General features: G+C 74.3%; 16 protein-coding genes, 2 tRNA genes and 2 pseudogenes. 2 read left to right on the plus strand and 18 right to left on the minus strand.

Going from position 1 to position 19,669, the window contains the following annotated elements:
- Position 1: 1 nt before the first annotated feature.
- From QFZ62_RS02265 to QFZ62_RS02275, 3 genes are all read right to left on the minus strand, one after another.
- Complete coding sequence (locus QFZ62_RS02265) at positions 2 to 901, minus strand: ABC transporter permease (protein WP_307501195.1); 900 nt, start codon at positions 899 to 901, stop codon at positions 2 to 4.
- Positions 898 to 1,857: an ABC transporter permease gene (locus QFZ62_RS02270; protein ID WP_307501197.1), complete on the minus strand. Its 960-nt coding sequence runs from the start codon at positions 1,855 to 1,857 to the stop codon at positions 898 to 900. The genes QFZ62_RS02265 and QFZ62_RS02270 overlap by 4 nt, the downstream gene beginning before the upstream one ends.
- A 145-nt stretch (positions 1,858 to 2,002) precedes the next feature.
- Positions 2,003 to 3,562 carry an ABC transporter substrate-binding protein gene (locus QFZ62_RS02275; RefSeq protein ID WP_307501201.1) on the minus strand — a complete coding sequence of 520 codons (1,560 nt, stop codon included), beginning with the start codon at positions 3,560 to 3,562 and terminating at the stop codon, positions 2,003 to 2,005.
- A 179-nt stretch (positions 3,563 to 3,741) separates the two neighbouring features.
- Between QFZ62_RS02275 and QFZ62_RS02280 the strand changes: the two genes are divergently transcribed.
- Positions 3,742 to 4,287: a GNAT family N-acetyltransferase gene (locus QFZ62_RS02280; protein ID WP_307501204.1), complete on the plus strand. Its 546-nt coding sequence runs from the start codon at positions 3,742 to 3,744 to the stop codon at positions 4,285 to 4,287.
- Positions 4,288 to 4,375: 88 nt separating this feature from the next.
- Here QFZ62_RS02280 and QFZ62_RS02285 read toward each other — a convergent pair whose 3' ends face one another.
- The 5 genes and pseudogenes from QFZ62_RS02285 to QFZ62_RS15555 all read right to left on the minus strand — a co-directional run.
- On the minus strand, positions 4,376 to 6,565 hold the full coding sequence (locus QFZ62_RS02285; RefSeq protein WP_307501206.1) for an acyltransferase family protein: 2,190 nt from the start codon (positions 6,563 to 6,565) through the stop codon (positions 4,376 to 4,378).
- 235 nt (positions 6,566 to 6,800) lie between these two features.
- Positions 6,801 to 6,874: transfer RNA gene (locus QFZ62_RS02290), tRNA-Ile, on the minus strand.
- Positions 6,875 to 6,890: 16 nt separating this feature from the next.
- Positions 6,891 to 8,150: a glycosyltransferase gene (locus QFZ62_RS02295; protein ID WP_307501208.1), complete on the minus strand. Its 1,260-nt coding sequence runs from the start codon at positions 8,148 to 8,150 to the stop codon at positions 6,891 to 6,893.
- Between the two features lie 174 nt (positions 8,151 to 8,324).
- The gene (locus QFZ62_RS15550) at positions 8,325 to 8,582 is read right to left on the minus strand and encodes a hypothetical protein (RefSeq protein ID WP_373425931.1); all 258 of its coding nucleotides are present in this window, start codon (positions 8,580 to 8,582) and stop codon (positions 8,325 to 8,327) included.
- Between the two features lie 259 nt (positions 8,583 to 8,841).
- A pseudogene (locus tag QFZ62_RS15555) lies at positions 8,842 to 9,321 on the minus strand (DMT family transporter); the annotation flags it as partial.
- Here QFZ62_RS15555 and def point away from each other — a divergent pair.
- Entirely contained in the window at positions 9,277 to 9,843 is a 567-nt protein-coding gene (gene def / locus QFZ62_RS02305) for a peptide deformylase (RefSeq protein ID WP_307501210.1), read from the plus strand. The pseudogene QFZ62_RS15555 and the gene def sit on opposite strands and share 45 nt — an antisense overlap.
- Before the next feature lie 94 nt (positions 9,844 to 9,937).
- Here def and QFZ62_RS02310 read toward each other — a convergent pair.
- The 10 genes and pseudogenes from QFZ62_RS02310 to QFZ62_RS02350 all read right to left on the minus strand — a co-directional run bounded on the left by QFZ62_RS02310 (position 9,938) and on the right by QFZ62_RS02350 (position 19,607).
- Positions 9,938 to 10,010 (minus strand) — tRNA-Asn (locus QFZ62_RS02310).
- Positions 10,011 to 10,063: 53 nt separating this feature from the next.
- Complete coding sequence (locus tag QFZ62_RS02315) at positions 10,064 to 11,332, minus strand: MFS transporter (RefSeq protein ID WP_307501212.1); 1,269 nt, start codon at positions 11,330 to 11,332, stop codon at positions 10,064 to 10,066.
- Complete coding sequence (locus tag QFZ62_RS02320; protein WP_307501214.1) at positions 11,325 to 12,329, minus strand: ABC transporter substrate-binding protein; 1,005 nt, start codon at positions 12,327 to 12,329, stop codon at positions 11,325 to 11,327. The genes QFZ62_RS02315 and QFZ62_RS02320 overlap by 8 nt, the downstream gene beginning before the upstream one ends.
- Positions 12,326 to 13,120 carry an ABC transporter ATP-binding protein gene (locus tag QFZ62_RS02325; RefSeq protein ID WP_307501217.1) on the minus strand — a complete coding sequence of 265 codons (795 nt, stop codon included), beginning with the start codon at positions 13,118 to 13,120 and terminating at the stop codon, positions 12,326 to 12,328. The genes QFZ62_RS02320 and QFZ62_RS02325 overlap by 4 nt, the downstream gene beginning before the upstream one ends.
- Entirely contained in the window at positions 13,117 to 14,259 is a 1,143-nt protein-coding gene (locus tag QFZ62_RS02330; protein ID WP_307501220.1) for an iron ABC transporter permease, read from the minus strand. Before QFZ62_RS02330 ends, QFZ62_RS02325 begins: the two co-directional genes overlap by 4 nt.
- A gap of 67 nt (positions 14,260 to 14,326) precedes the next feature.
- Positions 14,327 to 15,673, minus strand: a complete 1,347-nt coding sequence (locus tag QFZ62_RS02335) for a YcaO-like family protein (RefSeq protein WP_307501223.1) — start codon at positions 15,671 to 15,673, stop codon at positions 14,327 to 14,329.
- An 8-nt stretch (positions 15,674 to 15,681) separates the two neighbouring features.
- Positions 15,682 to 17,058, minus strand: a complete 1,377-nt coding sequence (locus tag QFZ62_RS02340) for a YcaO-like family protein (RefSeq protein ID WP_307501224.1) — start codon at positions 17,056 to 17,058, stop codon at positions 15,682 to 15,684.
- Positions 17,055 to 17,714 carry a CocE/NonD family hydrolase C-terminal non-catalytic domain-containing protein gene (locus QFZ62_RS02345; protein ID WP_307501227.1) on the minus strand — a complete coding sequence of 220 codons (660 nt, stop codon included), beginning with the start codon at positions 17,712 to 17,714 and terminating at the stop codon, positions 17,055 to 17,057. Before QFZ62_RS02345 ends, QFZ62_RS02340 begins: the two co-directional genes overlap by 4 nt.
- Positions 17,662 to 18,693 (minus strand): annotated as a pseudogene (locus QFZ62_RS15560) (CocE/NonD family hydrolase); the annotation flags it as partial. The pseudogene QFZ62_RS15560 and the gene QFZ62_RS02345, both read right to left, overlap by 53 nt.
- Positions 18,690 to 19,607, minus strand: coding sequence for a hypothetical protein (locus QFZ62_RS02350; protein WP_307501229.1), 918 nt, complete (start codon positions 19,605 to 19,607; stop codon positions 18,690 to 18,692). The gene QFZ62_RS02350 and the pseudogene QFZ62_RS15560, both read right to left, overlap by 4 nt.
- Positions 19,608 to 19,669 lie beyond the last annotated feature (62 nt).

A 19,669-nucleotide genomic window follows, 5' to 3' on the forward strand; every position in this document is an offset into this window, starting at 1 on the left:
GTCACTTCCTTCTCTCCGGGCTGAGCAGGTCGGATAGGCCGTCGCCGAGGAGGGACAGGCCGAGGCTCGTCACCACCACCACGAGGCCGGGGATGGTGGCCTGCTGCCACTGGGTGGTGATGAACTCCTGGCCGTCGACGATCATCGAGCCCCACTCGGCGGTGGGCGGCGCGATGCCGAGGCCGAGGTAGCCGAGGGTGACGATCGCCATGATGTCCATGACGATGTCGCTCATGCCGTAGATGATCGCCTGGCTCAGCACGTTCGGGCCGATGTGCTTGACGAGGATCCGCCCGTGCGACATCCCGCCGAGCTTCGCCGCGACGACGTAGTCCTGCTTCTTGGCCACGAGCACCTCGCCCCGGACGATCTTGGCGTAGGAGACCCAGGACACGGCGGCGATGGCGAGGTAGATGCTCTGCTCGCCGGCGCCGAAGACGAACACCAGGACGATGACCATCACGTAGAAGGGGAAGGCGAAGAACACGTCCACGATGCGCATGACGATCGTGTCGAGGATCCCGCCGAAGTAGCCCGAGATCGCGCCGACGATCGTCCCGAAGACGAAGGGCAGGAGCACCGCGAGGAAGCCGACCCGCAGGTCGACGCGTGCGCCCCAGATGAGGCGCGACAGCACGTCGCGGCCGTACTTGTCGGTGCCCAGCCAGTGTTCGGCGCTCGGGGACTGCAGCGCGTTCGGCAGGTCCTGCAGCACGGGGTCGTAGGGCGCGATGACCGGCGCGAGGATCGCGACGAGCACGAGCGCCCCGGTGATGATGCCGCCGGCGACCAGCGGGCCGTTGCGGTACCAGGGGCGCAGGGCCCGCGATCCGCGGCGGCTCCGGCGACGCGCCTGGAAGCCCGCGAGCACCGCGGTCGGCGTGGTGATGCCCGTGCTCATGCCGCGTCCTTCCCGCCGAGGGTGACCCGGGGATCGAGCATCGTGTAGACGACGTCCGTGAGGATGCCGACGACCACGACGAAGAGGGCGACGAAGAGCGTCACCGCCTGGATGGTGGGGAAGTCCCGGCTGAAGATCGCGTTGACCATGAGCGAGCCGAGTCCGGGGAGCGCGAACACCTTCTCGATGACGAGCGAGCCGCCCACGAGGTAGCCGAGGTTCACGCCGATGATCGAGACCGTGGGGATGGCCGCGTTCCGCAGCACGTGGTCGCGGAACAGGTGCACGCCCGCGGAGCCCTTGGACCGCGCGGTGCCGACGTGCTCCGACTCGAGCACGTCGATCATCGAGGCGCGGAGGCTCCGGATCACGGTCGGGCTCATGGCGATGGCGAGCGTCAGCGCGGGGAGGAACAGGAACCGCACGTGCTCGGCGGCGTCGCGTCCGTAGCCGCCCACGGGGAAGGCGCCGAGGCCGACCGCGAGCACGAGGATCAGCATGATGCCGACCCAGAACTGCGGCATGCCCTGCCCGACGAGCGTGAACAGCCGGACGCCGAGGTCCCGGGACGAGCCCGGCCGGCTGGCCGCGATCGCCGCGAGCGGGATGCTGATGACGAGGGAGAGGACGAGCGCGTACCCGAGGAGCGACATGGTGACGGGGATCGCCTGGAAGACGAGCTCGGTGACGGGCAGCTGGTAGGTGAGGCTCGTCCCGAGGTCCCCGCGGACGAGCTGCGCGAGGAAGATGCCGTACTGCTCCCAGAGGGGGCGGTCGAGGCCGAGCTGCTCGGTGAGGGCGGCGACGCTCGCGTCGGTGGCGCGCTCCCCCAGGATCGCGAGGGCCGGGTTGCCGGGGAGCAGGTGCGCCATGAAGAAGACGATGAGCGTCACCCCGAAGGCGACCGGGACGGCCTGGAGGAGCCGGCCGGGGATGAAGCGCAGGCGGTGCAGCATGCTCCTCCTCGAGGTCTGATGCGGTGGTGGTGGACGGTGCGGTCCCGGGCGGCGGCCGTCCCGGTGGGGACAGCCGCCGCGCGGTGTCGACGCTGTGTACTGATCGTTACAGTAGCCGGTCAGTGTTTCCGTGCTGTTACATCCGTCAGGACGACTTGGTGACGTCCTCGAGGTGGTAGTTGCCGAGCGGCGTCACCTCGAACCCGTCGATCCGGTCGCTGATGGCGTAGGCGTACGGCGAGTAGTAGAGGTAGGCGAGGAAGGCGGACTCCCCCGTCCTCTCCTGCAGCTGCCGGTACAGGTCGCCGCGCTTCGCGTCGTCCGTCTCCAGCTGCGCCTGCTTGTTGATCGCCACGACCTCGGGGTCGTCGTAGTACGTGAACGCGGAGTGCGAGCCGCCCTCGGGGTCGACCGCGAACGAGGTCCACTGGTCGGGGTCGGGGATGTCCATCGTCCAGGCCGAGAGGGTCATGTCGAAGTCGGAGTCGAGGCGCGCCTGCTTGTTGGCGGTCGGGTCCAGCTGCGTGATCTCCACGGTGATCCCGAGCTCCGCGAGCTCCGACTGCAGGATCTGCGCGACGGACGTCTGGTTCGGATCGCCCGAGCGGATCAGGAGCTTCGTCGAGAACCCGTCCGGCATGCTCGACTGCGCGAGCTCCGCCTTGGCCTTGGCCATGTCGAGCTCGGGGGCGCCGGTGTCGCCGTCGTAGTAGGGCGTCCCGGGCGAGAGGAGCGAGTCGGCGGTCTCGCCGTTGCCGAAGAGCACGGCGTCGACGAGCGACTCGCGGTCGATGGCGTACGCGATCGCACGGCGCACGTGCACGTCGTCGAAGGGCTTCCGCTGCTGGTTGAAGGCGAGGTAGTCGATCTGCGTCGACGGGAAGGTCACGGCCTCCACGCCCTCGGTCTCCTGGAGCGAGGCGAAGCTCGACCAGTCCGGGGTGTCGTTGATGTCGATCTGGCCGCCCTGCAGCTGGAGCTTGCGGGTGTTCGCGTCGGGCACGACCGTCCAGGTCACGCTGTCGAGGGTCGGCTTGCCGTCCTGCCAGTACTCGGCGTTCTTGGTGAGCTTCACCGACTGGCCCTTCGTCCAGGAGTCCCAGACGAACGGTCCCGTGCCGACGGGGGCCTCGTAGAACTCCTCGACCGTCTTGCCGCCGTAGTCGAGCGGCACGACGCCGTTGCTGAAGATCGAGAGGTCGGCGATGAGCGGCGCCCACGGGTACTTGAGCTTCACGGTGAGGGTGGTGTCGTCCGTGGCCTCGACGGTGTCGATGGCCGCGTTCACGAAGCCCCAGCCGCTCGCGCCCGTCTTCGTGTCCTCGTCGATCGAGAACTTCACGTCGGCGGCGGTCATCGGGTCGCCGGTCGAGAACGTCACGTCGTCGCGGAGGGCGATCGTGTACGTGAGCTGGTCGTCGGAGATCTCGTAGCCGGTGGCGAGCCACGGGTCGACCTTCGCGCCGTCCTCGCTGACCATGAAGAGCGGCTCCATGATCTGCTGCATCACGCGGATGGAGTTGTTGTCGAACGTGGTGGTCTTGTCCATCGCGATGATGTCGGCGGAGCGGGCGATGACGAGGTCGCCGCCGGTGGCGGTGCCGCCGTCGCTCGACGAGCTGCCGCCGCCTCCGCCGCAGGCGGCGAGGGCGAGCGTCGCGGTGGTCGCGAGCGCGATGGCCGCGACTCGGACGGGTCTGATCATGGGGGGCCTCACTGTGTCTGGCGCTGCCTGTCGGCGCACGCGGGTCGGATCCGAGGACGAGCCGATCGCGGCCGACCTCCGAGGAGGATCCACCCGCGCTCCGCTGCGCTCGTCTCAAAAGTTACAGTAAGGCTTGATCTTTTCCATCTTGTTACGTATGGAATACGGAGACCGACGCGATGCCCGATCCCGACGACGTCCTGCGGCTGCGGCCGTTCCGCCCTGCCCGCGACGCGGAGCCCCTCCGCTCCTGGTTCCCCGACGAGGCGGCGTTCCGCCTGTTCGCGGGCGACGACGCGCCGTGGCCGTTCACGCCCGACGACGCGGCGCGACCGGGCCATCCCGCGGCACGCGCGTGGTCGGCCGTCGTCACGCCCGGATCGGAGGGCGGCCGCGGGACGGACGGCGGTCCTCGGCGCGGCGCACCGGACGACGCCGTCGGGCACGTGGAGATCGTCCCCGTGACGGCCGGCGCGGATGGCGGTGTCCCGGGCGCGCGCCTGACGCGGATCGCGCTGGCGCCCGCGGTGCGCGGGCGGGGCTGGGGTCCGGTCCTCGTGGAGGCGGCCGTCCGGCAGGCGGCGCGGGAGGGAGCCCGCCGCGTCGGGCTGAACGTGGTGCCGGGCAACGACGCGGCCCTCCGGGCGTACGCCCGCGCGGGGTTCGTCGATCGCGGGCGGAACCCCGAGCACCCGTCCTACGTGTGGATGTCGCGGGAGGTCTGAGGCGGCCGCCCGACGGGGGCAGCCGGCGCGCCGAGGCGACCGGACTAAGGGGGCGGCCGCTCGACCGAGCGGCCGCCTCCGTCGTGGATCAGGCGGGGACGGCCGCCCGGGCCTCCTCGAGCACCTGCGTGAACGCGGGGATGATGATCGCCGCGTACTGCGGGGTGGTGTGCACGCTGTCGCGCTTCGTCGGCGTCGTCCCGACGAACGCGGGGCAGCGCTCCTCGAAGCAGAAGAGCGGCGAGGTGTCGACGTACGCGATGCCGAGGGTCTTCGCGGCGTCCTCCTGGGCGCGGTCGCCCACCTTCCAGGCGCCGGGGATCTCCGCGGTGCAGTCCGCGGGCGTGGAGACCTTCGTCGCGCACGTCTCGAGCGGCTGGCCGACGGGCGGGGACGAGACGAGGACGACCTCGCCGACGTCGCCGCGCACCTTGTCGACGGTGCTCTGGACGCCCGCGGACCACTCGGCCACGGCGTCGTCGCCCGTCGCCTTCGAGGCGAGCTTCAGGACCTGGCCGTAGCTGTTGCTCACGAAGAGCATCTCCGGCTTCTCCTCGGCGATGGCGGCGGCCGCCTTCTCGCGGAAGTCGAGGCAGCCGCTCTTCGTGGAGGCGTCCGGGAAGTCCCACTCGACGTCCATGACGGCGCAGCCGGCGTACGTCAGGCCGCGGATGTGGTGGGTGGACTCGTACATGGCGCGCACCGTCGGCAGGAGCGTGATGCCCGTGGAGTCGCCGAGCACCATGATCGTCGGCTTCTTGGGGTCGCCGAACGAGCAGGAGCGCGCGTCGTCGGGATCGGTGCGGCCGCAGCCCTGGGCGTCCTCCACGGGGACGGCGGCCTTCTCCAGGCCGTCGACGGCGGGGACGAGCTCCGGCCACTCGGTGGCCGACAGCGCGTCGCGGATCTGCGTCTGCAGGGCGCCGAGGTCGCCCGCGGCGACCGGGGCGTCCGCCGGCGCGTCCCCCGTGCCCGCGGAGGCGGGCACGTCGAGCGCCGAGACGTCGGACGACTCCTGCTGCCGGACGACGGCGAGGCTGAGCATGGTGATCGTCACCAGCGCGACGGTCCCGATGGCGCCGACCTTCGTGCCGGTGCTCAGGCCGAAGCCGGACTGGCGGCTCGCGCGCTTGCGCTTGCGGCGCGCGGCGGCCCCGGGCTCCAGCCACTCGGAGCGGCGGATCGGGTTCTCGAGGCCGTGGTACGAGAGCACCGAGAGGCCGAGGGTCAGGACGAGCACGATGATCGGGTAGGCGAGCCCGGCGGTGTCGGACACGGCCGCGAGGATCACGATCACGGGGAAGTGCCACAGGTACAGCGAGTACGAGATGTCGCCGAGGTAGCGCGACACGGGGTTGGTGAGCGGCCAGATGAACCGCTGGGCACCGCCGGTGCCGCCGGCGATCACGAGGGCGGCGCCGACCACGGGGATCATGGAGCCGGGCGCGGGGATGGGCGACTCGCTGTTGAGGGCGAAGAGGCCGTAGGCGATGACCGCGAGGCCCAGCCAGGCGAGGACCGGGCGCACGGCGTCCGGGATGCGCAGCAGCAGCGGCATGGCCACCGCGAGCAGGGCGCCGATGCCGAGCTCCCAGGCGCGCGAGAAGGTCGAGAAGTACGCGACGGCGGCGTTGCCGGCGGTGTCCGCCAGGGCCCAGGCGAACGACCCGACGGTGACGACGAGGAGGATCGCCGTGAGGATCCCGTGGTGGCGGCCCGCGCCGCGGAAGCGCAGCGAGAGCGCGAGGCCCAGCGTGAGGAGGATCGGCCAGACGACGTAGAACTGCTCCTCGACGCCCAGCGACCAGTAGTGCTGGACGGGCGAGACGGCGCTGTCGGCGGCCCAGTAGTCCGTGTCGGTCGCGGCGAAGCGCCAGTTGGCGACGAAGAAGAAGGCCGCGAGGCTGTCCCACGCGATGCTCGTGGCGCGCCCGGTCAGGAACACCAGGAAGCTGGCGAGCACCGTGACCACGAGGACCGCGGTGGAGGCGGGCAGGATCCGCTTGACGCGCTTGCGATAGAACTCGCCGAACGAGATGCGCCCCAGGCGCTCGTGCTGGCGCAGGAGCAGCGACGTGATGATGAAGCCCGAGATCACGAAGAAGACGTCGACGCCGAGGAACCCGCCGGACGGCCAGGCGAGCAGGTGGTCGAGGATGACCGCCACGACCGCGAGCGCGCGGAGCCCCTGGATGTCGCCGCGGAAGGACCTCGTGCTGGAGCCCTCCGGTGCGACCGTGGTCGGCGGCAGGGTGTCGCGTGCTCTGGTGCTGGTCATCGTGTCCTCGCGGTGATGGTCGGATCCCGCTCGGACGCGTGCGCCTCGACGGCGGGTGGCCGGTGGCGGTCGTCAGGGGCGGGGGCCCCGCGACCGGTCAATTCTTCGCTCATGGTAATCGAGAGCCGATGCAGATGGTGAACCGGGCAGGGCTCGCGGCGCCGATGCGGCGCACCCCAGTTGGAGGGGGGCGCGGGATCGGGGGCGCGACGGCGGCGCGATGCGCGACGGTGCGTAGGGCGGATGGGACTTGAACCCATGACCGACGGATTATGAGTCCGCTGCTCTGACCAGCTGAGCTACCGCCCCGGGACGGACGGACGGGCTAGGCGGCGCCTCGGCCGTCCGCGTGTCCGTGCGCCTCGTCCGTGACCGGGGTGGCCACGGACTCGCCACGATACAGGCTCTCGAACGTCGAGATCGTGCGCTCGATGTCGTGCGACGCGACCACCTGGAGGCTCTCGCGCTTCATGCGCTGGAGCTCCTCCTCGGGCGCCTCGAGCACCAGCCGGAGCTTCGCGGCGAGGTCGTCGGCGTCGCCCGGGCGGAAGAGGTAGCCGTTCTCGCCGTCGTGCACGAGGTGCGGGAGCGCCATGGCGTCGGCCGCGACCACGGGCAGGGCGGAGGCCATGGCCTCCATGGTGACGATGGACTGCAGCTCGGCGATGCTGGGCATCGCGAGGACGGTGGCGCGCGTGTAGGCGCGGCGGAGCTCCTCGTCGGTGACGTAGCCGGTGAACGTGGTGCGGTCGGCGATGCCGAGGTCGGACGCGAGCTTCTCGAGCGCGGTCTTCTGGTCTCCCCCGCCGACGATCTCGAGCTCGGCGTCGAGCGACGCGGGCAGGAGCGCGAACGCGCGGAGCAGCACGTCGATCTGCTTCTCCCCCGTGACCCGGCCGACGAACACGATGCGGTTGCGCGTGCGCGGCGCGAAGTCCGGCGTGTAGTTCGCGGCGTCGATGCCGCAGGAGATCGCGATGACGCCTTCGAGTCCCGTGTACCGCTCGAGGAACTGGGCGGCGCGGCGTGTGGGTGTGGTGACGGCCTCGGCACGGCCGAAGGTGCGGCGGGCGGCCTTCCACGCCATCGTGATGGCCTTGTCCTGCCAGGCCACCGGGAGCAGCGTGTGCTGGAGCATGTTCTCCGGCATGAAGTGGTTCGTGCCGATGATGCGGATGCCGCGCTTCGCGGCCTCGATGCTGAGGCCGCGGCCCGTGATGATGTGCGACTGGAAGTGGACGACGTCGGGCTGGACGGCGTCGAGGATCCTGGCGCTGTTCTGGTTGATGTGCCACGGCAGGGCGAACCGCAGCCAGTCGTGCGGGTACCAGCGCCAGCTGCGGAGGCGGTGCGCCGTGACCTGCTGGCCGTCGTGCACCTCGGTCCACGTGCCGTGCTTGCGGTTGGCAGCGGGGGCGACGATGTGCACCTCGTGCCCGCGTCGGACGAGACCTCCCGCGAGGCGCTCGGCGAAGCGCGCCGCCCCGTTCACGTCCGGCGGGAACGTGTCGGCGCCGATGAGGATGCGCAGCGGGCGATCGGAGGTCGCGGGCTCGCGCGGGGTCGTGTCCGAGGTGTTCGGCAAGAAGTGTCTCTCCAGTGGTGTCGGCGTCCGGCGCGCCACGTGGATCCGGGTGGCGCGGGCCGGGTGTCGGGAAGCACCGTATCGCACGGGTCCGCGCGGGGGCCGACGCCGCACCGGGAGGCCCGGAGCCCGCGGCGGCACCGCGCGGCGACGGCGCGGAGGGCGCCCGACGCGTCAGGAGGCGTGCGGGTGGTGCTTGGCGAGCTGGAACACGCCGGCCACGGCGACGGCGCCCGCGACGAGGAAGGCCACGCCCGCGTAGAACGGGGCGTCGGACGCCTCCCCCAGCACCGTGACGCCGATGCAGACGGCGACGAGCGGGTCGACGACCGTGAGGCCCGCGATGACGAGGTCCGGCGGGCCCGACGAGTACGCGGTCTGCACGAAGTACGCGCCGAGGAGCGTGGCCGCGATGAGGGCCGCGATGCACACGGCCGTGAGCGCGTCGAAGTCGCCCGCTGGTGAGGCGGTTGATGACGACCTTGGCGAGCGTCGCCACAAACCCGTAGAGCACGCCCGCGCTGATGATGTAGAAGATCGCGCGCACGTGGCGACGGAAGTAGAGGAAGAGGCCGCCGAGCACCACGAGCACGATGCCGAGGATCACGAGGATCGTGATGAGCTCGGGCGTGCGGATGGGCGTCTCCTTGGCGAACACGGCCGCGAAGACCACGAAGAGGCCGACGCCGCCGATGCAGAGCGCCACCGCGCGCTTGGCCTTGAGGTCGAGCCGGACGCCGGTGGCGCGCGAGTTGAGGATGGCGGTGACCACGAGGGCCACGGCGCCGAGGGGCTGCACGACGATGAGCGGTGCCAGGCGGAGGCTCGCGAGCTGGAACACGATGGCGAGGCCGAGCATCACCGTCCCGGCGACCCACGAGGGCCGGCCGAGGAGCGCGCCGAGCTGGCGGAGGCTGAGGCCCGAGGTGCTCTTCGTGCCGCGCGCCTCCATCTTCGCGACGCCCTGCGACTGCAGCTGCGCGCCCAGCGAGAGGAACACGGCGCCCACGAGGGCGATCGGGATGCCGAGCGCCTGGTACGGGGTCAGCGATGCTGCCTGGAGCACGGGGCTGGCGTCGAAGGGCACGCCCCGACTGTACCCGGCGGCCCGCCTATCATCGGCTGCATGCCCGTCCTCCCGATCCGGATCACCGGAGACCCCGTCCTGCACGCCCGCGCCCGCGACGTCGAGGTGTTCGACGACGTCCTCCGGACCCTCGTCGCGGACATGTACGAGACCATGGACGAGGCGCCGGGCGTGGGCCTCGCGGCCCCGCAGGTGGGTGTGCCGCTGCGCGTCTTCGTCTACTCGTACGAGACCGAGGCGGGCGAGCCGCTGCGGGGCGTGGCCGTGAACCCCGACCTCTTCATCACGCCCGTGCCGGTGCGCGAGGCCGACGAGGACACCGAGGAGGAGGGCTGCCTGTCGTTCCCGGGCGAGCGCTTTTCGCTCGTGCGCGCCGAGCGGGCGATCCTCCGCGCGGTCGACCTCGACGGGATGCCCTTCGAGCTCGAGGCCGAGGGGTGGTTCGCGCGCATCCTGCAGCACGAGTACGACCACCTCGACGGCTACCTCTACACCGACCGGCTCGCGCACGAGCACGCGAAGCCCGTGGCCAAGGTGATCCGCAAGAGCGGCTGGGGCGTCCCCGGCGTCTCGTGGCTCCCAGGGCGCGACCGGCTCGAGGACTGAGGGACGCGGCCGGGCGGCCGTGCGACCGGCGGCATCACCGCATCCCGCGCGGGCCAAGGAAAAAGGCCCCGCGGGTGGAGCCGCGAGGCCTTCGCTCCCCGAGTTGGACTCGAACCAACAACCTGCCGGTTAACAGCCGGCTGCTCTGCCAATTGAGCTATCGAGGATCACGTGGAGCAACCTGGAAAGCGTAGCAAAGAATTCGGGCGCCTCCGCTCACCTAGCGCGCGACGGTCGTGTCGCCGCTGTCGGGGACGGGCAGGTCGGCGAGGCGCGGCGCGCGCCGGAGCCCGGAGGCGGCGGCTCCCGCGAGGCTCGCCAGGGCTCCGAGGCCGGTGACGAGGATCGCCGTGCGGATCCCGGCGGACGAGGCGATGACGCCGCCGAGCCCCGCCCCGATCGGCTGCCCGCCCCACGCGACCATGCGCGCCGTGGTGTTGACGCGGCCCTGCAGGTGCGCGGGCGTCACCGTCTGCCGGACGACGATCCCGGACAGCGCGACGGTGGAGGTCGCCGCCTGCCAGGCCGCGAGGACGAGGACGGCGACGACGAGGGACCCGACCGCGGACCAGGCCGCGGTGAGCGCCACCTGCAGCGCGAGCGCGCCGAGCGCGATCGCGCCGACGCCGACCCGCCGCTGGACGGGGCGGAGGGCTCGCGACGCCGCGAGGGTCCCGCAGGCGGCCGCCGCCGCGAGGATCCCGAGCGCCGGGCCGTCGGCGGGCTCGTCGAGGCCGTGGGCCACCATCACCACGAGCGTGCCCGTCACCGCTCCCCCGGTCAGGCTGCTGCCGGCGCCGACGAGCGTGAGGTCGCGCACGAGAGGAGCACGGCGGATGTGCTGGAGCCCCTCGAGGATCTCGTGGCCAAGGCGACGGGGCACGCGGGCGGGCGGCCGCGCGACGGGTGCCCAGCGGACGCGGACCAGCAGCACGGCCGCGGCCGCGAAGCTCGCCGCGTCGATCGCGAGGACCGCCGGTGCGCCGACGCCGGTCACCGCGGCGGCCCCGGCGAGCGGGCCCGCGATGCCGATCACCGTGTAGACCGTCGTCATGCGCGTGGTGGCGGCGCCCACGCGGTCACGGCCCACCAGCGCGGGCACGGCGGAGAAGCTCGCGGCGTCGAAGAAGACGAAGAGCGAGGACACGGCCGCGGCGACGGCGACGAGGAGCGCCGGATGCGGGGGGCCGGCCAGCGCCGCGAGCGGCACGGTCGCCGTCGCCGCGGCGCTCAGCCAGGTGGTGGCGAGCATCGTCCGGCGGGCGTCCCACCCGTCCACGAGCGCGCCCACCGGCAGGGCGAGCAGCAGGTACGGCAGCGCCTCCATCATCGCGACGAGGCCGAGCAGCGCGGGGTCGCCCGTGGTCGTGAAGACCAGCACCGGGAGGGCGACCGCCGTGAGCGCGTTGCCCGCCCAGGAGATGCCGCGCGAGACGACGTAGAGGTCGAAGGCGCGGGGATCGCGGGACGACGGGGTCCGCTCAGCCATGGAGCAGCGCGTGCAGGGCGACGACCCCGTCGACCGCGCGGGAGCCGATGAAGTCGGTGGACGGGAGCGCGAGCAGGCGGCCCTCGCGCACGGCCCGGACGCCGGGCAGGCGCGCCTCGAGGTCGGCGCGGACGCCGTCGCGCTCGGCGTCGGTGGAGTAGAGGTACACGATCGTGCCGGGATCGCGCCGCGCCACGTCCTCGACGCTGATCTCTCCGTAGTACTGGTCCGCGGGCAGGGCGTCCTCGTACACGTTCCGGCCGCCGGCGCGGGCGACGACGTCGCTGTAGAGGCCGCGGGCGTCGGCGTACACGGATCCGTCGAAGATCTGCAGCACCGCGAGGTCGACCGGGTCCGCGCTCGCGACGGCCGCGTCGACCGCGGCGAGCTGCGACCGCGCGTCGGCGACGGCGCGGTCGGCGGCCTCGCCGGCGCCGAGGAGGACGCCGAGCGATCGGAGGTCGGTCACGGCATCGTCGACGTGGCCGGTGGTGACCTGGCCGTGGCAGAACGAGCTGATGACGTAGACGCGGATCCCGAGGGCGGCCAGGTCGTCGATCGTGGGCAGCTCGGTGCCGTCGAAGTGGTACTCGCCGTCGGCCACGATGAGGTCGGGGTGCGCCGCCAGCAGGGTCTCCCGGTCGACGGCGCCCGTCGCGAGGACGGGGACCCGGTCGTAGGCCTCGCGGTAGCGGTCGAGCGGGGGCGACTGGTCCGTGTAGGCCTGGCCGACGATCCGGTCGCCCGCGCCCAGCTCGAGCAGCATCTCGGTGACCGCGGGCCACAGGGAGACGATGCGCTGCGGGCCCTCGGCGAACGACAGGGTGCGGTCGCAGGAGTCGACGGACACGGGTCCCGAGGCGCCGGCCGTCGGGGCGGTGCGGTCGTCGGCGGAGGCGGTCGCGCAGCCCGCGAGGAGGAGGGCGGCGGCGGTCGCGCCGGCCGCGAGGGCGAGGATCCGGTGTGCGCGGCGGCGTGCGGGGATGCGGGTGGTCATGGTCGTCCGTCCTGGGTGCGGGTCGTGGTGGGCGTGCTGAAGAAGAGGTGGCGGCGGCCCGTGACGGGGTGCTCGCCCAGGTGCACGTCGACGCCGAAGACGTCGCGGAGGATCCCCGGGCGCAGCACCTCGTCGGGCGTCCCGCCGGCGACGATGCGGCCCTGGTGCACGACGTGGATCCGGTCGCAGTAGGCGGCGGCGAGGTTGAGGTCGTGCAGGGCGACGACCACCGTGACGCCGAGCCCCCGCACGAGGTCGAGGAGCTCCAGCTGGGTCGCGACGTCGAGGTGGTTGGTCGGCTCGTCGAGCACGAGGATCCGCGGACGCTGCGCGAGGGCGGCCGCGAGCATCACGCGCTGGCGCTCGCCGCCGGACAGGGAGCGGACGGCGCGGTCGGCGAGGTGGGCGGCGCCCGTGCGTGCGAGGCAGGCGTCGACGAGCGCGCGGTCGTCGTCCGTGTCGCGGTCGAGCGCGCGCTTGTGCGGCGTGAGCCCGGTGGCGACGACCGCGCGGACGTCGAGCGCGCCGTCGTCGCCGTGGTCCTGCGTGAGCGCGGCGACGACGCGGGCGGAGTCGCGGGGCCGCATGCCGCGGAGGTCCCGGTCGCCGAGGAGCACCGTGCCCCGCGCGACCGGCAGGGCCCGGTACAGGGCCTTGAGGAGCGTGGACTTGCCGCTGCCGTTCGGGCCGACGAGGCCGACCAGCTCGCCGTCGCGCGCCTCCAGCGTGGCCGCGGTGACGGGCGTCGCACGCCCGATGCGGACGACCACGTCCTCGATCGACAGCCTCATCGGGTCCGCCCGCCGTCGGCGCGGAGCAGGACCGCGAGGAACACGGGGACGCCGACGAGCGCGGTGACGATCGAGAGCGGCAGCTCGCGCGGGGCGGTGAGCGTGCGCCCCGCGAGGTCGGCGAGGACGAGGAACAGACCGCCGACGAGCGCGGCGAGCGGCAGCAGGCGCCGGTGCGCGGGACCCACGACGAGGCGGACGAGATGCGGGGCGATGAGGCCCACGAACCCGACGCCGCCCGCCACCGACACGGCCGCGGCCGTGAGCAGCGCGGAGACGGCGAAGAGGAGCGTCCGGGATCGGGAGAGGTCGACGCCGAGGGACGCCGCGCGGTCGTCGCCGAGGAGGAGCGCGTCGAGCGTCCGCCCGGCGGCCAGGAGCCCGACGAGTCCGGCCGCGAGCGCGACGGCGGGCAGGGCGAGCGACGACCAGGTGGCACCCGAGACGCTGCCGAGGAGCCAGAACAGCACGCCGGCGATCTGGTCGGGCGACGCCTGCAGCTGCAGCCAGCTCGTGAGCGCCTGCAGGAGCGAGGAGATCGAGACGCCGACGAGCACCAGGCGCGCCGGATCCACGCGGCCGCCGCGCCGCCCGAGCGCCAGCACGAGCGCGAGGGTCCCGATGGCCCCCGCGAAGGCCGCGCCCGTGACGCCGAGCGTCGCGAGGAGGCCCGCCGCGGACGCGCCGACGACGAGCGCCGCCACCGCCCCGAGCGACGCGCCCGACGCGATGCCGAGGACGAAGGGATCCGCGAGCGGGTTGCGGATCAGCGTCTGCAGGACCGTGCCCGCGAGGGCGAGCGCGGCGCCCGTGACGAGCGCGAGCAGCACGCGCGGCGCCCGGTACTCCCACACGATCTGGTCGTCGATGGGGTCGAGGCCGCCGCCGGGGCCCGCGCCGAGGGCGTGGTGCACCACCACCTGCGCGACGTGCAGGGGCGAGACCGGCACCGAGCCCGTCCCCATCGCGACCGCCAGGACGATCGGCGCCGCGAGGAGCAGGGCGGGGACGAGGACGCGCCGTGTGATCCGGGCACGACCGGGCGCGCGCGAGGTCGGTGCGGGGGCGGTGTCCGCGGGGGTCGGGGTCGGCGGTGCGGGGGTCGGGGTGGGTGCTGCGGGGGTCGTCGTCGGTTCCATGTCGCTCTCGGGTGGGTGATCGGGTGTCGGGAGGGCTGGGTGCACGGCGGGCTCGGGGCGGACCGGCTCAGTGCGGGAGCGGCACGGGCCTCGGAGCGCGCGGCGGCGCGGGATCCGGGCCGCCGAGGAAGGGCAGCGCGTGCGGCGCGTTCGAGCGGAGGCCGGGCACGATCACGCGCATCACGTGCAGGCCGGCGCGGCGGACCTCCGGGAGCGTCACGTCGACCGCGAGCACGTCGTGCCCGCGCGCTCGCATCGCCTCGACGAGCTCCGGCAGCCGCTCCCGCCCTCCCCACCGGTCGGACGCATCCGCGAGCGGGATGCGGCCGGTGATGGACCGGGCGAGCTCCTCCCGGAACACGCGCTGCACGACCGGGTCCAGGTGCAGCTGCAGGTGGCAGCCGTAGTCGACGACGTCGGTGAGGTCGTCCCGGTAGGCGAGGCGGTAGGCCCGGTCGGCGCGCCAGGGCTTCAGCGGGCTGCCCGGGTCGCGCGCGGCGGCCATGTAGGGCCCGTCGGGGTCGTCGAGATCGGCCTGGAAGAGCTGCAGCTGCAGGGCCTCCCCCAGCGCCTTGCGGGCGGCGCGCGTCGGGAGCCCGCCGCTCGCCATGCCGAGCGTGAGGCAGCCGGTGCGGGCGTCCGCGAGCAGGGCGCCGAGGACGGGGACGCCGGATCCGTGCGGGAACAGGAACCAGCGGCAGGAGAGGGCGCCGTCCGGCCCGCGCGCCAGGTCGTGCAGCGCCCGCGGGACGTCGAGCTCGACGACGCCCTCGCCGTCCGTCCAGGCGCGCGTCATCGCGTCGCGCTCGACCACCTCGCCGAGCCCGCCCCAGAGGGCCTCCTCGCGGGATCGCCCGGTCGCGAGCCCGGCCTGCATGATCGGGTGCACCGCGGGCGGCACGAGGAGCGCGTGCGACACCCAGACCAGCGAGGCGGGGACGAGCACGCGGTCCGCCGTCCCGAGCCGCTCGGCCTCCGTCCAGTCGACGACGGCGTCCGCGTCGAGGACGTCGACGGGCAGCCGACCGCTCGCGTGCTGCGCGACGGAGTACAGGGAGAGGGCGGCCGGATCCAGCACGGCGCGCCCTGCCGCGCGGAGCCGCCGGGCCGAGTCGCGCACGAGCCCGGCGGGCACGAGGTTGCCGCAGTACCGCTCGACCGCCTCGCCCACGGCTGCGCCGCGCACGGCGTCCGGATCCGCGAAGGCGTGGCCCGCGCCCGACGCGTCCGAGGCCCACCCGCAGAAGGCGGTCGAGTCGGCGAGCACGGCGTGGGCGAGCTGGAACGCGAGCGGGAAGTGCGCGGGGGTCGCGCGCGGCTCGACGCGGCGGATCACGCCGGTGCGCGCGTCGACGAGGTCGGCGGGCAGCGGTCCGCGCGGGCGGGCGGGTGCGGATGCGGGTGCGGGGTCCATCGGGCCTCTCATGCCAGGGGGATCGGGTCGGGGACGAGGGCGTCGACGCTCGCCGGGATGCGGTCGAAGCTAAGGCGACGCGGGACGTCGAGGTAGCGGGCGGATCCGCGCAGCGGGTACGCGGGCGGCCCGTTCCCCACGAGCCCGGGCACGACCACGCGGACGACCTCGAGCCCTGCGAGCCGGACGTCGGGCGTCGTCAGGTCGACGGACACCGCGCGGAGGCCGAGCCGGGCGAGCGCCTCCAGGTGCGTCTCGAGGGCACCGGCCGCGTCGATCCGCGGCAGCGCCTCGAGGGGCGCGGCGGCGGCGGGCCGGAGCCGGTCGAGGTGCGACCCGTTCATCCGCGGGTCGAGGTGCAGCTGCGCGACGGGCGGCAGGTCGGTGAGGCGCGCGTACCCGGGTCCCGCGTCGTCGAGGTAGCGCCGGTCGGCGCGGTACGGCAGGAACACGTGCTCCTCGATGCCGCCGGCGCGGACCGCCCGCCAGACCTCGCTCGCCGGGTCGACGAGCTGCCGGGTGAGCTGCAGGAGTCCGAGCGCCTCCACGAGCGCCTTCGTCGCCGCCTGCTCGGGCGTGCTGCGGCAGGCGCTGCCGAACGCGACCATGCGGGACCCGTCGTCGTGCTCCTCCTCGAGGAAGGCGGCGACGACGGGCGCGGGCGACTCCGACGGGACCTCGAGGAGGCGCACGCGGACGCGCGGCGCCGTCGGGTCCTCGGTCCAGCCCAGCGCGCCCGTGATCCGGCCGCCGTCGTCGACGAGGCGCGTGGAGGCGCCGCTCGCCCACCAGATCGCCGTCGCGTCGCGCTCCCAGAGCTCCTCGAGCGCGTTGCGGACGGCCATGCGCGCGTCCGAGCCCGCGGCGATCCCGGAGTAGGCGAGCGAGTGGCGCGGCACCTCGGCGGCGCGCGAGCCGTGCACGACGTCGAGCCAGGCGAGGGAGGCGGGCACGAGGACGGGACCGCCGTCGTGCAGGTCGACGCCCGGGGCCCAGAGCACCTCGTCGTGCCGGGTGAACGGGCGGAAGGGGAAGCCGGGGGCGGCGTGCTGCGCGGGCGAGTAGAGGGCCAGCTCCTCCGGATCCACCGCGCGGGCGCCGCCGGCCGTCAGCGACGCGTGCGATCCGCGGACGAGGCGCTCGGGCACGGCGTTGCCGCAGTACCGCTCGACGGCCTCCCCGCAGGCGGCGAGCCGCGCGGGCAGCGGGTCGCCCGCGGACGCCCCGAAGCCGAAGCCGTCGGCCCGCCACGGCGCGAAGCGGTCGGCGCGGGAGACCGTGGCGCCGTGCCCGACCCACGCGAAGGGCAGGCGCGGATCGGCCGGCTGCCGCGCCAGGGAGGTGATGAGGCCCGTGCGGGCGTCGACGAGGTCGGCGATGCTCACGATGCGCTCCCCGAGCCGGTGCGCTCCCGCGGGACGGACGATGCGGGCGGATCGGCGGTGATCGCGTCGCCGCCCGCTCGCGCCCCGTCCGGCGTCGGCGCGGTGCCCGCGGCGACCGGCAGCACCAGCGTGAGCGGGGTCGCGGCGTCGAGCGCCACCCGCTGCCGCACCGGCACCTGCGTCGTGGACGTGCACCGCTCCCCCGGCGGCCCGCCGAGGTTCCGCGCGAGCCGCGGGGCGTCGGCGCCCGCGAGCTCCAGCACGAGCACGGTGCCGACGGGGAGCAGGACCGCGACGGGTCCGAGCGGCACGCCGAGCCGCAGCCCGTCGTGCGGGCCGGCGACCGTCGTCTCGCCGACGGCGAGCTCCTGCTCCCCTCCGTCGGGGCTCGAGGCGAGGAGCCGGGCGATCCAGTCGGTGCCGGGGGCGTCGGAGGAGCTCGTGAGCTCGACGGCGACGTCGCCGGTGAGGCGCAGCGGCCCGTCGAGCGGCAGGGTGCGGGCGCGCACCGCGTCCGGGCGGGACGCGAGCGCGCGCCGGTCGACGCCCGGGGTGGCGCGAGGGCCGTGGATCCCGCGGGTCGTGCACGAAGCCGGCCTCGCCACCCGCCGACCACGCGACGCGGGTCGGCGTGTGCGGCGGGGGCCACGCGTCATGGTCCTCCCAGCCGGACCCGCGCACGTGGACCCGGGCGCGCCGGGCTGGCAGGGAGCCGTCGAGGGCGTCGCGGATCCAGTCGACGAGGATCCGGCCCCACGGGATGACGGTGTCGTCGCCGTGGTCGAGGTCGCCGACGCGCCCCGAGGCGCTGCCGACGAGGTCGTGCTCCCACGGGCCGACGAGGAGATGCGCGGGGACGCCGGGCACCGCGGATCCGGCGACGGCGTGGTTCGCGAGCGTCTCCGGCAGCAGCAGGTCGTGCCAGCCGCCCACGTGCAGTGTCGCGCAGGTCAGCGCGGCGAGCTCCGCCCGCGTGATCTCCTCCCCCGTCCGCGCGTCCGGCCCGTCCTCCACGATCCGGCGCCACGACGGCAGGTGCGCGCCCATCGCCCGGGGGACGTCGACGACGGGGAGGTGCCGCAGGAGGCCCGGTCGTTCGGCGAACACGAGCGCCGCGAGCCCGTCGCGGCTCGTGCGGGAGTCGCCGCGCTCGAGCCACCAGGACGCGTGCTCCGCGAGCCGGAGGATCCCGCCGCCGCCGAACTTGGTGCCGGCGAGCGACATCGAGGGACCGAGGGACACGACCGCGCGGACCGCGGCCGGGCGCTCGGCCGCCATGGCCCACGCGGTGGCGCCCGAGTACGAGCCGCCGTACGCGACGACGCGGCCGTCGCTCCAGGGCTGCGCGGCGATCCAGTCCACCAGGGCCGCGCCGTCGGCCCGCTCCCCGCGGTACGGCGCCCAGATCCCGTCGGAGTCGTGGCGGCCGCGCACGTCCTGCACGACGTACGCCAGGCCGCGCTCCCGCCAGGCGCGCCCCTCGGCGAGGTGCCGGGAGCGTCCGTACGGGGTGCGCGTGACGACGCACGGGACGCGGGCGTCGGGCCCTGCCGCCGCGGGCACGTGGGCGTCGAGCACGAGGACGGTCCCGTCGGCCGCGGCGAGCGGGACCCCGAAGCGGTCGGAGCCGGTCACCGGTCGCCCGCGGTCGTCGGGTGCTCGCGAGCGGGGCGTGCGGCGATCAGGGGTGCCTCGGCGAGGTCGACGGGGAGCGGCAGCACGGGATGCCGCTCGACGAGCCCCGTCGCGAGGACGATCGTGTGCTCGTGGCGGATGCCCGGTCCGGCCGCCACGTCGCCGCCCTCCCGGGCCGCGGCGCCGCGCGACAGGTGCTCCGCGAGCTCGTGGATCACGATGCCGGCAGCCGTCGCGGCGGCGCCGGTGCCGACGCCGTGCCACGCGTCCAGCGGGGTGATCCCCGCGGCCGCGCGCGCATCGGCCTCCCCCCACAGCCGCTCCAGCTCCTCGACCACGCGATGGGCGGCGCGACGGCGGCCCCGGTAGTCGGCGTAGGTGACGGCCCCCGCTCCGCCCGGCGCCTGCAGCGGTCCGACGACCAAAAGCTCGCCCTCCTGGTGCACGCGATGCCAGGGCATCCCGGTGCGGCCGAGCTCCCGCCCGAGCGCGGTCCAGGCGGCGTCGGGCTGCTCCGGCGCGATCGAGACGAGGGCGCAGGCGACCGGCGGGACGGCGTCGTCCGGGTCGAGGGCGGCCGCCCGGTCGCCGAGCAGCGCGTGCAGCGCGGCGGCGACGGGCCCGGTGCCCTGGATCGCGACGGGCCCGGCGCCCGGGAGGGGACGCGGCGCGTCGTCGGCGAAGCCGGTGAGGGCGCCCCGATCCCGCAGGAGCCGCACGAGGGGGGCGCCCGGGTCGTCCGTCGCCGACGGGGCGTCGGGATCCTCGACCCCGCCGGCGGCGAGGCGCTCGACGACGTCGGCCACGAGGGCGTCCGGACCGCTGACGCGGTGGAACTCGAGCGCGGGGGTGACATGCCGCCACTCGTCGACGGCGACGCGGTAGAGGCGATGGTGCGGGGCGAGGCGGAGCATGCGGTCTCACGATCGGTGGCGGTGGCGGTGGCGGTGGCGGCCGGTGCGGATCCGGCGGACGC

Source organism: Clavibacter sp. B3I6, assembly GCF_030816895.1.
GTDB lineage: Bacteria > Actinomycetota > Actinomycetes > Actinomycetales > Microbacteriaceae > Clavibacter.

Bases quoted from the DNA above. Each gene is read 5' to 3' on its own strand.
- QFZ62_RS02275 (WP_307501201.1), bottom strand. From the start codon at position 3,562: ATGATCAGACCCGTCCGAGTCGCGGCCATCGCGCTCGCGACCACCGCG.
- QFZ62_RS02315 (WP_307501212.1), bottom strand. From the start codon at position 11,332: ATGGCTGAGCGGACCCCGTCGTCCCGCGATCCCCGCGCCTTCGACCTC.
- def (WP_307501210.1), top strand. From the start codon at position 9,277: ATGCCCGTCCTCCCGATCCGGATCACCGGAGACCCCGTCCTGCACGCC.
- QFZ62_RS02270 (WP_307501197.1), bottom strand. From the start codon at position 1,857: ATGCTGCACCGCCTGCGCTTCATCCCCGGCCGGCTCCTCCAGGCCGTC.
- QFZ62_RS02280 (WP_307501204.1), top strand. From the start codon at position 3,742: ATGCCCGATCCCGACGACGTCCTGCGGCTGCGGCCGTTCCGCCCTGCC.
- QFZ62_RS02330 (WP_307501220.1), bottom strand. From the start codon at position 14,259: ATGGAACCGACGACGACCCCCGCAGCACCCACCCCGACCCCCGCACCG.
- QFZ62_RS02265 (WP_307501195.1), bottom strand. From the start codon at position 901: ATGAGCACGGGCATCACCACGCCGACCGCGGTGCTCGCGGGCTTCCAG.
- QFZ62_RS02325 (WP_307501217.1), bottom strand. From the start codon at position 13,120: ATGAGGCTGTCGATCGAGGACGTGGTCGTCCGCATCGGGCGTGCGACG.
- QFZ62_RS02345 (WP_307501227.1), bottom strand. From the start codon at position 17,714: ATGACGCGTGGCCCCCGCCGCACACGCCGACCCGCGTCGCGTGGTCGG.
- QFZ62_RS02285 (WP_307501206.1), bottom strand. From the start codon at position 6,565: ATGACCAGCACCAGAGCACGCGACACCCTGCCGCCGACCACGGTCGCA.
- QFZ62_RS02335 (WP_307501223.1), bottom strand. From the start codon at position 15,673: ATGGACCCCGCACCCGCATCCGCACCCGCCCGCCCGCGCGGACCGCTG.
- QFZ62_RS02350 (WP_307501229.1), bottom strand. From the start codon at position 19,607: ATGCTCCGCCTCGCCCCGCACCATCGCCTCTACCGCGTCGCCGTCGAC.
- QFZ62_RS02320 (WP_307501214.1), bottom strand. From the start codon at position 12,329: ATGACCACCCGCATCCCCGCACGCCGCCGCGCACACCGGATCCTCGCC.